Annotated in this window: 6 protein-coding genes; all 6 read right to left on the bottom strand. The window is 67.0% G+C overall.

Annotated features, from left to right (window positions below; all coding sequences use genetic code 11):
- Positions 1-4 precede the first annotated feature (4 nt).
- Positions 5-2,167, bottom strand: coding sequence for a DEAD/DEAH box helicase (locus ACFYOP_RS25375; RefSeq protein ID WP_356894349.1), 2,163 nt, complete (start codon positions 2,165-2,167; stop codon positions 5-7).
- A complete protein-coding gene (gene brxD / locus ACFYOP_RS25370; RefSeq protein ID WP_356894351.1) occupies positions 2,164-3,477 on the bottom strand; it encodes a BREX system ATP-binding protein BrxD in 1,314 nt (437 codons plus the stop codon). Before brxD ends, ACFYOP_RS25375 begins: the two co-directional genes overlap by 4 nt.
- The gene (gene pglZ / locus ACFYOP_RS25365; RefSeq protein ID WP_356894353.1) at positions 3,474-6,434 is read right to left on the bottom strand and encodes a BREX-2 system phosphatase PglZ; all 2,961 of its coding nucleotides are present in this window, start codon (positions 6,432-6,434) and stop codon (positions 3,474-3,476) included. The genes brxD and pglZ overlap by 4 nt, the downstream gene beginning before the upstream one ends.
- Positions 6,431-10,327, bottom strand: a complete 3,897-nt coding sequence (locus ACFYOP_RS25360; RefSeq protein WP_356894355.1) for a phage resistance protein — start codon at positions 10,325-10,327, stop codon at positions 6,431-6,433. The genes pglZ and ACFYOP_RS25360 overlap by 4 nt, the downstream gene beginning before the upstream one ends.
- A 225-nt stretch (positions 10,328-10,552) precedes the next feature.
- Positions 10,553-14,239: a BREX-2 system adenine-specific DNA-methyltransferase PglX gene (pglX, locus tag ACFYOP_RS25355; RefSeq protein ID WP_356894357.1), complete on the bottom strand. Its 3,687-nt coding sequence runs from the start codon at positions 14,237-14,239 to the stop codon at positions 10,553-10,555.
- Between the two features lie 128 nt (positions 14,240-14,367).
- Positions 14,368-14,580: a DUF397 domain-containing protein gene (locus ACFYOP_RS25350; RefSeq protein WP_356894359.1), complete on the bottom strand. Its 213-nt coding sequence runs from the start codon at positions 14,578-14,580 to the stop codon at positions 14,368-14,370.
- Positions 14,581-14,781 lie beyond the last annotated feature (201 nt).

Here is a 14,781-nt window from a genome sequence, read left to right as displayed (position 1 = left end):
CGGCTCAGCGCTCGTCAAACGCCGCTGACATCCGGGTCGGTTCAACCAGCGCAGTCGATGCACCGTCGAGGTCTGCCAGCCGAGCGGCGAGCGTCGCCGAGGCCAGTCGCTCGGGCAGGGCAACACCGAACTTCAGGCCGCGCACGGCACGTGGATCGACTTCGGGAAGGGTGAGGGAGCTGCGGGCTTCGGCCTTGGCCTTCCGCCATTCTTCGGCAGTGAGGTCTTCTCGCAGTCTCACGTAGGCGTCGTTCGGTCTCTGCAGTGGATCGGAGGCCGAGCCGAGTGTGGCTGCGAGAGTGGCGTTCGCCCGCTGCCCTGCCCAGGTCCACCACCGCACATTCGTGTCGGGTCCACCTCGAAGGATGACGGTACCGCCAGGGTGTACGTGGTCTGCCCAGCGGTCGCGGACCTCCAGCAAACCGTCGGTCGCACGGCGGGTCAACGTCACCGGAGGAGTCCTTCCCAGGAGCACTTCGCGTGCGGCACGCATGAGTGCGAAGGATGCGCCACGGTCGAGGCCGGTGCCATTCCAGCGGGCCTTGCCGCCGCCGTCCACCGGCTCGACGAAGCATCGGCGACGCGACCAGTCGATGTACGTGACCTGCCAGCTGCGCCCGGCCAGCAGAAGCCGCCTGGGGCCTGCAACTCGCTCGGTGAGAAGAGCGGGATCGGTCGAGCCGATCTCTTTGCGCCCGAACAGGACAGTGAACTCGGGCGCCGCTGTAAACACCGCAGTCAGGTCCATGAAGTGCCGATAGCCGAAGCGCTGTTCGGCCTCTGGACCGATGAACAGCATGCCGCTGTCCCTGTCCAAGTATTTGTGCTCGACGAGGTGGCGGACGATCGGCTCAGCCGTGGCGCCGAACGGGCCGATGCCGCCCCACCACTCCTGCCACAGGTTCTCGCCCACTCGGTGTTCCTGCAGGCAGAGGGCCAGGATCTGCTGGGCGGCGATGTGACGAGGCTCAGGCGGCGGGAGGACGGGTTCCACCCACCTGCGTGACCACTGCAGCAGCAGAGCGGCGGCTGCCAGCAGCCCGTCCTCGTCAAGCGCGAGAAAGAGGCAGTTACGCACGGTGCCGGGACGGCGGCCAGTGCGGCCCAGTCGCTGCAGGAATGCGGCGACGGTTGCGGGGGCGTCGATCTGGATAACGCGGTCCAGATCTCCCACGTCGATGCCCAGTTCGAGGGTGCTGGTGGAGACGATGACGCAGTCACGTGCGTCGGCGAACGCCTCCTCGGCGCGAAGGCGCTCGTCGGCAGAGAGAGAGGCGTGCGATAGGAAGGTGGTGATGCCCTTGGCCCGTAGCTTTTCTCCGAGTTGTTCCACCTGGCGGCGGGATTCGCAGAAGACCAGACGCTTCTCGCCACGGTGGAGGGCTGCGATGACGGTCGCGGCATTGCCGAGGGAGCCGACGTGGTCGAGCTGGATGTCAGCAGATGGAGCATCGGCCGCCTTAGCTTCCAGCTCAGCGAGGTGTGGGGCGACGACGTGGGCTGGGCGACGGTCCGCTCCTGAGCCCTGGAGCCAGGTGAGGAGTTGCTCGGGGTTGCCGACCGTGGCGGAGAGCCCGATGCGCTGGAGGGGGCGCCCTGCAACACGCTGCAGGCGTTCGAGGACGGCGAGCAGGTGCCAGCCACGGTCGTCTCCTGCGAAGGCGTGCACCTCGTCGACGACGACGGTGCGCAGTCCGGAGAAGAACGAGCGGTGGTCGACGTGGGTACTGACCAGCATCGACTCCAGGGATTCTGGAGTGGTCAGCAGAATGTCGGGTCGCTCACGGAGAATCCTTCGGCGTCGGCTGGTCGCGATGTCGCCGTGCCAGAGGGCGGCGGTGCGACCCAGCCAGGAGCTGTAGGTCTCCAGTCGTGGCGCCAGGTTGTTGAGCAGTGCCTTCAGCGGGCAGATGTAGAGCACCGAAGTACCGGGCCAGGGAGTCTGTGCCATGACCGACAGCAGAGGGAACGCTGCGGCCTCGGTCTTGCCTCCAGCTGTGGGGGCAAGCAGGAGTGCGTCATCGCCGTCCATGAGCGGGGTGACGGCATCGCGTTGGAGCGGACGCAGGTCCGGCCAGTTCAGGGTGTTGGCGATGTGGTGGAGGACGACCGGGTGGAGCCTGTCCTCGGGGTCGGGTGGGCGCTCTGCGGTCGGCTCGGTGGTCACAGTTCAAGAGCGATGTCGTCGGCACGGTCTGCGGCGGCGTTGCGTTCAACATCGGTGAGTTCGGCGCTGCTGAGGGTCGGGGCGTAGTGAAGGCGGGGGTCGAAGTCCGGGAACTGGTCGACCCTGTCGAGCACGTCTGAGACAAGTTTCTTGAGGAAGAGGCGGGGTGCGATGCCCGTTTTCCCTCCGAGACTGCCGGCGACCGCGCGTGCGAGGTCTGCCAGGTACATGTCGTCGACCGCGCTGCGGATCCGGTCGGGGGCGGCACTGTCTGCGGCGTAGACGTCGCGTACTCGGCTGCCGAGTTCGGTGAGTGCGTCGAGAGTGAAACCGGGTAGCCGCAGTTGCACCGCGCGAGGATTGTCGAAGCGGCTGTCGGTGGTGAAGTCGGTGGCGAGGCGCTGGGCGAGGGGTGCGAGGCGCTGCACTCCCTGGGCGCCTTCGAAGAAGGCAGGGGTGCCGGTGATCAGCAGGTAGAGCCCGGGGAAGCGTCCGGAGTGGACTTCGTCGATGAGCTGGCGGAGTGCGTTGAGCGCCTTGTCCCGGGCGTCGGAGCGGACACGCTGGAGGGTTTCGACCTCGTCGAGGACGAGGAGCAGTCCGGGGTGTCCGGAGTCCCGCAGGACGGCGAGCAGCCCTTGAAGGAAGCCGAGAGCGCCGAAGTGGTCGAGGTCTCCGCGCACTCCTGCGGCACGCCGGGCCGAGGCGGCCACATGAGGCTGTCCGCCGAGCCAGGCGATGAGGGCGTCGGATGTGGCGTCGTCCGCGGCTTCCTGAGCGGCCCGATAGCCGCGGAGCGCGGCGGCGAACATGGGCGCCGTGCGGGAGACGTCGGCGAGTCGTGCGGCAAGGAGTTCTTCCGTGGCCCGCGTCAGGGTGTCATCGGTGGCGCCGGCGGCGAGGGCGTCCTCTTCCAGGGCGTAGAACCAGGCATCGACGATCGGACGGAAGGCGCTGGGCTGGAAGCTTGAGGTGGCGAGGCGTTCGGTGAGACGCCGGTAGACGGTCTCCAGCTTGTGCAGCGGGGTCTCGTTCTCGGAGACCTGCACTTCGGCGACGGCGAAGTTCCGACTCTTGGCCCGTTCGGCGAGCCAGCGGGTGAAGAACGTCTTGCCTGAGCCGTATTCGCCGCGGACGGCTTTGAAGACGGCAGATCCGGTGGCCGCGGCGTCGAGTTCGGCATCGACGGCGGCTTCGAACCGGCCGAGGCCGACGGCGAGGACGCCCAGGCCGGTGTCGGGCACGGCACCGCGGCGGAGAGCGTCGACGAGGCGTCGGCGGCGCTCCGGGCTGAGTGATCCAGAGTTCATGACGGCGACTCCTCGATACCGAACTGCCGCTTCAGAAGGGCAATGTCGAGGCGGAGCGATCGGCCGTTGTCGGTGAGGGTGAGGACGTCGGCCTGGTCGTAGTTGAGGGCGCGCTGGAGTGTGGCGGCGAATCCCGCGGCACGCGGCGCTCGTTTGCCCGCTCGTTCGGCGACGACGGTGACGGGCAGGACCCCGTGTGCTTCGACGAGGGCGTGGACGGCCGCCGCGATGGTGTCGAACTGTTCGCTGCGCGGCAGCGCGTCGATCTGCGCGGTCATGATGTCGGAGTCGCGCAGGGCCGCCACCAGCCGGTCGGCCCGCGACGGGGCAGCCGGTGGGTGCGTCGGGGCGGTGTCCGTGGGGTCGCCGGACGCTGTGGGCGCGTCCAGGGCGTCGAAGGGCAGCAGCGCTCCCTGGCCGGTCGCCTGTTCGGCCGCAACGCGCTTCTCGAGGGCCTGCCGGGCCACCCTCTCCGGGGTCTTCTTCACGGCCTTACCGGCAGCCGCGACGGGTGCCGCGTGCGACAGGCCGGTCATGGAAGCCGGGGCACCGGAGTCGTGGTCCCACCACAGCGGTCGCTGCGGGCCGAGCTCGCGCCAGCCCTTGGGCACGGGAGCGCCGTGGGCGACGAACGCGAGGACGGGGATGGCGGCTTCCGCGAGAGCGGCGCCACCGTGGTAGCCGGCCTGCCGGTTGCCGTAGCGCTGGGTGGTGTCCCACAGGGCGGTGATGCGCTGGCCTTCGGTCACGACACGGCGTCCGGTGAGGACCACTTCACCGGGGCCGGCGGGTGTGGTGCCGCTGCGGTGCCGGGCGGAGAGCGCGTCGGGGACGGACTGCTTGGCGGTTCCCCGGTCGAGGACGTGGCCGTGGTCGGAGGTGATGACGAGTGCGCGGCCGCCAATGCGGGCCTGGTTGAGGAGATCCCTCATGCCGAGGAGTTCCTCGAGCCGCCAGTGGGAGAAGGACCGGTCCTCGCCGAGCCGGTCGTCGACGGTGTTGACGACGACGGCGACGTGGACGTCCGGGTCGGCGAGCGCTTCGGCGAGTTCGCTGCCGAGCCCGTGTCCTGCTTCGCCCCGCAGGTCGGCCTTGTGGAAGAGGCGGACGTCGGCGCCGCGCCAGAAGCGGAGCGAGCTGAAACGCCTGCGTTCCTCCTGCTGGTCGATCTCGGTGAGCTCGCCGGCGAACAGGGAACCCCGGGACACTTTGGTGAGGGTGGGCAGGGCGGCCAGCATGCCCCGGCGGTGCTGGGGTTCGTCGGTGTCGGCGACCGGGTCGTACTCGGCCCAGGACCGGCGGCGGAGCTCCTCGGCCAGCCCTGCCGCCACGGCGGCGGAAGCGCCGTCCAGGACGACGAACAGCAGGGGTGGTCCAGGGGTCTTGGACCGGGACGTCTTGGCGACCGGTGCGAGGACGCGTTGGGCGAAGTCCTCCACGACCAGTGCCTTGTCCGGTGCGCCACCGGCGCGGGTCTCTTCGGCGAGCCGGTCGGCGAAGAGCGCGTCGATGGCATGCCGGCGGGCTCGTACGCAGTTGCCGAGCGCTTGGAGAGCAGCAGGAAGTTCGGGGTGGGCGTTGTCGCCGTCGTCGATCCAGCCGAGGGCGAGGTCGGCCCAGCCGTGGTCGGCGATGTGCTGCCGGACGGCTTCCGCGGTGGTGCCGTACGGGCCGGGCGCCGGACCTGCGAGCCAGCGCAGCAGGCGCCGGGCCATCCGGATACGGGTCAGGGTGTCCTTGTGGGCGTCCAGCGGAGCGAGGACGTGAGCCGAGAGGTCGTCGGCGGCGCGGGCCAGCTCCCTGACCCGGCGCGTGTCCGGTGCGGCGGCCGGGCTGCCGGGGACGCTGCGGCTGAGGGCTCGGGCCACGGCCGCGTAACGCGCCTGGAGGCCGGCTTCCAGCAGCGTGCTGCGGGCTGCGGCGTCCTCGGCGCCGAGCATGCCGACGAGGGTGTCGGCGCGGGCCAGCAGAGCACGAGGATCCGGCCCGGGGCGGACGGGTTCGTCCTCGGCGGCGGTACGGGAGCGGCCGGCGAGAAGGACACGGGTGTACGTCGCAGCCTCGGTACCGAAGGCTGTGAGAGTGTCGTCGTCGAGGCGGGCGTCGCCGAAGAGCAGCTCGGCCCGGCCTCTGGCCCGGTCTGCGCTCGCTGGCGCCTCCGGGCCCCACAGGGCAGCGCACACCAGGCCGACGGGGACCGCGTCGGCACCGTTTCCGCCGTCGAACAGGGCGAACAGCGCGGTGAGCGTCTGCGCCGCGCGTGGTCCGATGCGCTCGGGGTCGGTCAGCCAGCTGAGGATGCCCTGGCGTTCCTGCTCGCGCAGGGAGGTGAGCCGTTCGGCCGCGCCAGGGGCGAGGGACCATGTGAACAGTGCGTGGGCGTCAAGGCTGTCCGCGTCGAGCCGGTGATCGGTGGTCGACAGCCGAGCGGCGGTGAGCCGCGACAGGGCGGCGTCGCGGGTCAGCACGGTGCTGGGGTTCTTGGGCCAGTTCTCCTGTCCGGCAGCGTCGATGAGGGCTTCTGCCGCCCACCCTTCGACGGTGAGCCGTGGGTCGAGATCGCGGGCGCCGAAGATGCGGCGGACGACGGCCCAGGGCTCTATCGGGTAGACCCGGTTGCGATAGACGCGGGCGAGGATGCCCGGGCCGAGGTCGGCCGCCTCGGCGTCGGTTAGGACGGCGAGGATCTCCTCGTCGCCGCCGGCGGCCTTGGCCGTGCTGATCACATCGAGCAGCGCGAGCGGGGACACGGCAGCGGCGACACGTGCGGTCCTGCCTCTGCTGAGGTGCAGTTTTTCGGGTCCACTCCAGTGCGGCTCGGCCCGGACGAGGACGGTGCGCGGCTCGCCTTCGGTGAAGGAGCGGTCCTCCAGCACCTGGGCGACGGCAGCCGGGTGGGCGGGCCTGGGCCTGGCCCTTCTCTGGGTGTCGGTGCTGTCGGTGTCGTGCGTGCTCACGTGGGATCAACCATCTGCCAGGTCACCTGGACACGGGCGTCGGGGTCGCGCTGGGCGAGGGCGGAGAGTTCGTCGCGCAGCATGTCCGCGGCCGCGGCCGCGGTGGTCTGGTACCGGCCGGAGGCATCGGGCGCGCCGGGCGACGGCTCGCGCACCTGCACCCTGGTGGGGCGGCCGGAGCCACCGTTCGCCGGCGAGGCGGGTGCGGTCCCGGGGGCGGGCGCCATCGGCTGCTCCGGGGCAGACGTCCGGGCCGCGGTGGCCTGGCCGATGATGCGGGCGAGTTCTTCTTCCACCTTGGTCAGGGCGGGCGGCAGGGACGCCGTCAGCTCGTCGGCGTGTGCGACACCGCGGAGGGAGTCGAGCGCTGCCGCGGCCTGTGTGGCGTACGGTTCTCGGACCTGGCCGGCCATACCGACGATCTTCCAGGGGCCGGAGACGACTGCCGCGGCGACGTCCTGAGCCTTGGCGAGGGACTTGCCGATGCGCTCCTGCCCCGCCTGGTCGCCGACCTCGGCGGAGGCCAGGACCGCGACGACGGACAACGGGTCGTGACGGTCCGACTCGGCCAGGTCGCTCACCAGGTCGGCCGCCCGGCGGGCGGTGGCGAGGCGCCCTTCGTCGTCCGCGGTGTCGATACCGAGCCGGTCGGCGTGGCTTTGCAGGACGTCGACGAGTGTCTCCGCCTGTGTCCGCCACCGGCCCGCCTTGGCCCGTACGCGGTCGCTGAAGTCTCCGATGATCCGGGCACGGCGCAGCGGGGTCAGCGGCGCCTCGCCGAGGATCCGGCCTGCCCGTTCGACGGCCGTCTGCCAGTCCGCCTCGGTCGGCAGCTGCTGGGCCTTCAGCTCGTACGTGGTCTTGAGCGCCGTGGGGTCGGCCACGGGCACCGGCCCGCCGCGCAGGACCCAGATCCGGTCGGTGCGCTCGGCGTAGGCACACAGCACCAGATGGGCGACGGCCGGATCGAGGCCGTAGGCGACCGGCTCGTCGATCCATTCCAGGAGCTGACGTACGGGGATGTCCTTGCCCTCGTACGCGGTGCCGGCCTTCTGGTTGAAGTGGCTCTCCCAGTGGCCGCCGACCTGGAAGCGGGCCTCGTGCATGGTGCCGAGCTTGAGGCCCTGCTGCCCGGCCACGCGCCTCATCAGGTCGCGGTCCTTGGGCTTGATCTCGATGACGTCGGTGCCTTCGTCCGCGGCGGTGCGCAGATAGGCGAAGACGGTTTTGATGTCGGCGGTCTTGAGGGACAGTCCGTCGCGCTTCGGGTCGAAGTCGGGATGGGCGGGGTACTGGTGGGCCAGTACCCGGTCGGCGATGAGCCGCGCCGCGTCGTACATCGACATGTTGTACTGCGGCACGACCTGCGCCATGTCGGGCACGGTCAGCACATGGTCGTCGTCGGCGCCGACCACTGCGGCGTCCTTGGGGGCGAGGCCGTAGGCCTGCTTGAGCGCCTTGCGGATGGTCGAGGTCAGCGAGCGCTGCTGCGTCTGCAGGGCGCCCTTGGCGCGTTCGCGGTCATCGGGGTTGAGGTGGCCGGTGTAGGAGTCGAACCGCTGGCCGTTGAGGATGTGATCGATGATGACGAGCCGCTGGAACTTGGCGTACATGTCGCGCGTGAAGTGCGCGGGGATCCAGCAGACGGTGCGGATCTCGTCGTGCTCGGGCAGGCTCTTGAGCCGCATCACCCGGTCGCGGTCCTCGGCCGGGCCGTACACGTCGTCGAAGGGCATGTCGACGATGAGCCGCCAGCTGCCCTCCTGCTGGGGACGAAGCTTTTCGTCCTGCAGCGTGTTTTGGTCGGCGAGGTTGCCGAAGAGGACTTCGACGGAACGTGGGGAGCCGCGCCACACGAGGTTCAGCCGCTCGTCGAGCTGGCCGTCGACGACGGTCATCTCCTCACGGAGGAGTCGCTTCATCAGGCTTCGCCGGTTGGCCGGGCTGTTGTTGTTCTCGGCGCGCCGAATCACCGACTCGTAGTCCACACCCACGAGGTTGAGGGTGACGCCGGCGTCCGGGCCCTCGAGATATTCGATCTCGGGGAACTCGTCGCTCCACGTCTTGACCCGCTTGGCGACCTCCCTCGCCTCCATGCCGCTGACCCGGGAGGAGACGATGCCGTGGTTGAGGGCGGTGAGGCGCTTGACGGTCAGATTCTGGAACGCAGGCACGGACGGCACGACGGCGGACAGCAGCAGGGTGCCGATGAGCCGGTCGTCGGTGACGAACGCCTCGACCTTGCCACGCAGGCCGTCGTCGAGCGACGCGGGGGCGCGCCGGTACGCCTCGATGTCCGTCTCCGCCACCTCGTGCTGTCCCAGCAGATAGGGCCGCAGCTTGTTCTTGTACAGCTCGGTGGCGGAACGGAACTGGTCGGTGAGCGTGCGGGTGAAGGGTTCGCTGCCGCCCCGGTGCAGCACCTCGTACAGATCACCGAGCGGCACGAGCTGGCCCAGCTTCAGGGTGTCGCGCTGGTCGTACAGCATCTGCCCCATGAGCTTGAGGCCGGTACGGGAGCGGGACAGGGCCTCCGCGACACGCACGAGGGTGTCCATGAAGGCGGGCGAGAACGGGTATGCCTTGCGGAATACTTCCTCGTCGGCCGCCGTGATCTTCTTGCTGGAGCCGAGTAGCGCGTCCCACACGTCGGGTTTGACCCGCTTGATGTTGGCGAACGCCTGGTCGATGCGCGCCTCAGCGTCGGGAACTTCCTCGCGGGCCCTCAGCAGCCGCTGATGGGCGATGGTGGGCAGGTCGCTGTCGGGCAGCGGGATGGTACGGAAGCGGTCGTCGGCGAAGGAAAGCGTGTCCTGGATGGACACCTCGGCGGAGCCCTTGACGGCCTCCTCACCGACCAGCTCGCGCAGGTCGCGCTGGCGTGCGATGAAGGAGACGACCGGGATCGCCCGACGGGCGTCGCTGCCCTCCACGAAGTTGGTGATCTTCGCGGTCTCCTCAGAGACGAACTTCTCGTCCCTGATGTGGCTGGCCAGCCAGAGGATCAGCTCGTCCAGAAAGAGGACGAGTCCGTGGTAGCCGAGCGACTTGGCGTGCGCGGCGATGATGCCGAGGCCCCGGTCGAGGGAGACATAGCCGTGCCGGTCTTCGGCGGCGTCCTTGAACACTCCGCTGAACCAGCTGCTGAGCGCGTCGGAGACCAGTTTGGCGCGCAGACCGCCGGGGGTGACGGGCTCGCGGTGCCAGAGCGGGTCGTCGTCGTTGAGAACGTCCTCGTCGACCTGCTCGGCGGCAAGCGCGGTGTCCAGCTTTTCGCTGGTCCAGAAGACCGCGTCACCCCACTTGTCCGCGCTGTCACCGCCGGGCAGACCGTCGATGAACGCCTCGTCGCCGAGCCGCTCGCGGTGGCTGCGGATGTTCCCGAACAGTGCGTCCGTGCGGTAGACCTGCGGGATCGGGGCGTCGGAGTGCAACGTGCGGATCTGCTGGACGTAGCCGCCGAGGACCTTCTGCTCCAGGGACTTGCCGTCGAGCATGTGGAACGGCAGCAGCAGGAACTTGCGGTCCTGGAGCCAGCCGTGCTCGCGCATCAGCCCGGCGAAGTCCTCGAGGCCGCGGACCCTGAGGGATGCCTGCTCGTGGATGCCGAGCAGGGCGGCGAGCACCGCCATGAAGTGGGACTTGCCGGAACCGAAGGACCCGTGGAGGTAGGACGCCTTGGAGCTGCCGCTGTCCAGCGCGGACCGGATCACGGAGAGCGCATCGCCGTACGCCTCGACGAGGCCGGGCGTGAGGACATAGGCGTCCAGGGCTTTCCCGAGCTCCTCGTCACTGCCGAGGGCCTCGGTGAGCTTCAGGACGAAGCTCTCGTGGGTGACGTTCTCCGGGATGTCGATGACCTCACGCAGCAGCGGCTGAGTGGGGTATGCCATCGCGTATCTCCTCGTGTTCCCGGCGGGCGGCCGTACACGGACGGCACACCCGCTCTCCCCTGTGGCCGGAGTGCCACGCGGGACCCGTCCCGGCCCGTGTGTCCGCCCCGTATCACCCGAATGCCCCAGCGTAACGTGCCGGAGGCACGGGGTGGTGGCAGTCGCGGCGCGTCGCCGTGCCCGGCGGGTGAGCCGACCGGGCACGGCGGTGACGGGCAACGGCCCCTACGCGTCGAGGGCGGGCTGTTCGGCGGTCTTCTTGACCGACTTCTTGGCGACGGCCTTCTTCGCGGTCGCCTTGCGGGTGCGCTTGGCAGCCGTCGGACGCCAGGCACGCAGGTCGTCGTCGGTGACGCCGTACTCTTCCTCGCTCTGCCAGGCGGTGAGGACCTCCTCGAAGAATCCGGCGTCCTCGGGGTGCCACTGCCGCACCCAGGGCATGAGCTCCAGCAAGCCTGCCAGATAGGGAATGAAGTCCGGCTTGTCCCAGTTTCCTGACTCCCGTCGGGCTTCGATGGCAGCCGTCAGCGCGGTGGCCTGCTCGGCGTGGTCCCAGCCACCCCAACCAAGTACCTCGATGGCCGGGTTGAGGGTGCGGCTGTACGAGATGAACCGCTCACGCGGCACGTCGAGGGACCCGCGCTGGGCGGCGTAGGAGTCCTTGCGGAAGTCCTTGGTCGTGTACTTCGGTGGCACGGGCGTGGCGTCCCGGATCTGCATCGCCTTGAGGTGGTCCCCAGCCGCGGTGGCCGCGTCCTCGGCCCGCTGCTGCTCCCACACGTCTTCCCACACCTGGCGCTTCTTCTCCAGGATCGGCTCCTGGTAGCGCAGGGCAGCAAGGAAAGGCACGTGCTGGTCGTCGACGAGCTCCGGCACGATGTCGGACAGCTCCTTGCCCGGGGCGTAGAGCGCGGCGACGTCCGCGAACTCGGGGTCTTCGGAGAGCAGGTCGACCAGTTCCGCGATCGAGCGGGTGCGGGGATACTCGACGCCCTGGTAGTCGCGTTCGTACCAGAGTTCACGGCGCTCCATACGAGCCAGCAGCCACTCGCGCAGTGCGTCCTGTTGCTGGTCCTCCCACGTGTCGGTGAGCCAGCGGCGCTTGTACTCGGGGCGCTCGATGAGTCCAATCACGTTGGAGTTCTGCATGGCGTCGAGGCGGCGACGGACGGTGTCCTTGTAAGCCTCCGGCCACTCGGTCGGGGTCTCGTCGATCATGGTCGACCGGTGTCGCCGGAACCACTCGGTCTTGGCCTTGCCGGCCTTGACCCGCTTCCCGAGGTCGATCTCGAACGCGCGCTGTCCGAGCGCGAGCCCGTCGGGGGGTAGCGCGTCTTCGGGGGCGGTCAGGTCCTTGTGCAGCCCGTAAAGGGCGTACACCTCCCAGTCCAGCTCTTCTTGTACGGCAATCATCCGCGCGCGGGTGCGGTGCCACTCGTCGCGGGCCTCGGTGAGGGCGTCCGCGGTGGGCGGCTTCTCGGGATCAGCGGTGAGGGCGGCGGGGCTCACGGCGGAGAGCCGCTGGGCGAGGGCGTCGAGCTCGGTGGCACGGGCGAGAGGGTACGAGGCAGGAAGGGGAAATTCCTGGACGTTGGTGGAATTGAACTGGTAGAAGTCATCGAAGGGCGCCTTTGATTGCCGAGCCCCTTTCTTATCCACCGCACTGCCTTTATTGTGACACATTTGCTTGAGCCAGAAGCAGGCAATTGATGAATTAAGTGGACCAAGAAGCTTGAGATGATCCTCCTCGGTTGCACCTTCGGGCAGCTTGATCACGGGAGCGGTCTGCTTGAACACCTTACCGCCGCGATCCAGGGAGAAATGATTCTGCGTAGCAACCTCAGCAAATGTAATCGACAATGAGGTTTGCAGCTTCTTGCGCGTCAAACGTCCAAATTCATACCATTCCAACCCTCCTTCGGTCTTGGTTTTTTGCCCAAATAGTACATTGTTGGAAAGATTGGTCCTGGCGGGCCACATGTAGCGCAATTGGCGTCCATCCAGTTCCTTCACGGGTTCGAAATCCCACCGATAGGGGAACACTGCCACGTTCCGCGGAGATTCGGCCCAATTTCGCACCTCATCACCGAGAACAATAGTTCGCATTGCATTTGTGCTCAGCCCTCGCCGCTGCGCGCTTCGCCAAGGCATTACATAAAGATCATCCTCTAGGGTGAAGCTAACAATCCCTACGGAATCGACCAAATCTACTATCCGCCCGCTTGCGGCCCGCTCGACTTCCCTTAGGATCTCCACCGCCCCATCGGCCAAAATCCAAGGATGCCGACCGAAGTAGTACGCCCTATCAAGGTCATCCGCAGAGACCCATGAACCTGCGCTTCTGCCGGGAGCGTCGATACGATCAACAATATCTCTCCAGACAAAAGCTTGCGCTGGGTCCTTCGGGACCTCTGGTTCTCCCTGGATTCCGCGCACAGCCCTCACCTTCATCGAACCAGCGGCAGCTGGACGGTTCCGGCCCACAATAATAACAGAGGGGGTGCCATTTCCCGGAATATAGGCACCCGAAAGATCGATCACCTCAGTAAGGTCGATCGAATTTCTCATATACCATTCAACCAGCCGCTCGCCGAATTCTCGCTTCATGAAGGAATTCGACGTAATCTGGCCCACCCAACCACTTGCCCGGCCGTCTTGCCCGCTCACCGCCAGCTCAAAGAAGCGCTGCATAAACGGCACAGTAAGCACGTACTTTCCGTGGCAAACTTCCCTATAAAGGCGCCGATATGTCGCCCTCAGACGAGAATCCTTCACCGCAATGTAGGGAGGATTCCCGACAACTGCGTGGTAGCGGCCTGGTTGGAGAATATCGAGATGCTCCGAGATGTCTTCCGTCTCATAACACACCTCATACGCCTCAGACTCCTCTGCCCCTTCACCAGATTCGTCAAACAGTCGCCCTTGTTCAGATTTCAGCAGCGCGTCACCTGTCGCGATATGCAATGGCCACTCGTAGTGTCCGGCCTCGCGAATAGTTTGAATCCCGACTTCCCTGAGCGCCGCCACCAGAAGTCGGAAACGGGCGATCGCAACGGCAAACGGATTGACGTCGACGCCGTGGACAGCATCAAGCGCTGCTCGAACCCGTTCGTGAACATCAACACTAGGCGCCTCCTTCTCCCACTCTGCCAGGATCCTACGGAAAGCGCCCAATAGAAAGTGACCTGACCCGCACGTCGGGTCAATCACCTTAACAACATCATATCCAAACTCAGCAATCGCCGGCTTCAATGTTCGATCGAGGATAAAATCCTCCACAAAGTCTGGCGTCTGAAGAAGAGCGTATTTGTCTTTCGCCTCCTGGGATAGATCCTGGTAAAGATCTCCCAAGAAACGTGTACCCCACGACGGATCGGTGAAGTCGTGCACAATCCGTGTGCCATTGATACCCAATTCTTCGTGGCGTCGCCAAAAATCAATTAGCGATTTTGCGCCTTCATTGGATAGCCCGATCTGGTAGAGTGGATTATGTCTCTTATCGAAAAGAAGGCGACCAGCCGGAGTTGATCCGATCGCGTCAAATGCCTGCAGTAGCCACTCCCGATGGGTGCGCGCTGCGTTCTCACCCATGAACTGATCGTGACGCTCATGCGCGTGCGTCTGCCGCTGTTTCGTCGATCCTGCAATATATGGATGTCGAATCAGGAAGTTATCCTCGCAAAATCGAACAAAGACCGTGCCGAGTACCCAGGCGACGGCTGCCTGTGTCACGCGCTCCCCGAGCCAAGGCTGCGGCGCTGCCGAGGTCCTGCCAGCCTTAAATGCCCTCCGATGCTCGTTGCGCAACAGCTGGTCGACCTCTGGGAGCCTCTTGAGCTGAGCACTGAGGTCGGCCTCGACCTTCGTCACCTGCTTCTGCAGGTCCTTGAGCAGCCGCTCGCGATCAATCACTGAGTCCACCAACAGTTGAGTTGTTGTGCCACGGAAGGCGCGCGACGGCACACCTTCCCCTATTGGACCACGCAAAAGCCTCGCCCCTCAGGTGAGTGACGAGGCCAGTACAGGTTGTGCTGCGAGTGTCAGCCCTGCCCGAGCGTCCCGCCCTTCACAGCGTCCACGAAGGCTCCCCACCTGCGATTAGAGACCAGCAACACCGGACCGTCCGGAAATTTGCTGTCCCGGACCGGGGTCACGCCAGCGCTGGCGGTGACCTCGAGACAGGCTCCGCCATCGCCGTTGCTGTACGACGACTTGCGCCATAGAGCGGTAGTCAGATCAGGTGCGAGGATCATGTTTCGCGTAGTCCTTCGCCACCGATTCGATCAAGTCGAGGGACGCTTCCGGCGGCAACGAAGCGGCCCTGGTCAGATCGTAGGCCCTCTCGTACTGGGCAACTAGCCTCGCCGTTTCGCTTGGTGTGGGACCGGTTTCTGTGCGGCAACACGAAAGTGCCTTCTGAGCTGGGACGATGAACCTTGTCGAGGGGTTCTGTC

The organism is Streptomyces sp. NPDC006294, from assembly GCF_042870895.1.
In the GTDB taxonomy this organism is placed as follows: Bacteria; Actinomycetota; Actinomycetes; order Streptomycetales; family Streptomycetaceae; genus Streptomyces.
The sequence above is the reverse complement of the archived record's forward strand: the minus strand, read 5'-3'. Positions and strand labels throughout refer to the sequence as shown.

What these genes read in the sequence shown, in the direction of transcription:
- brxD (WP_356894351.1), bottom strand. Translation starts at nt 3,477, where the DNA reads ATGAACTCTGGATCACTCAGCCCGGAGCGCCGCCGACGCCTCGTCGAC.
- ACFYOP_RS25360 (WP_356894355.1), bottom strand. Translation starts at nt 10,327, where the DNA reads ATGGCATACCCCACTCAGCCGCTGCTGCGTGAGGTCATCGACATCCCG.
- ACFYOP_RS25350 (WP_356894359.1), bottom strand. Translation starts at nt 14,580, where the DNA reads ATGATCCTCGCACCTGATCTGACTACCGCTCTATGGCGCAAGTCGTCG.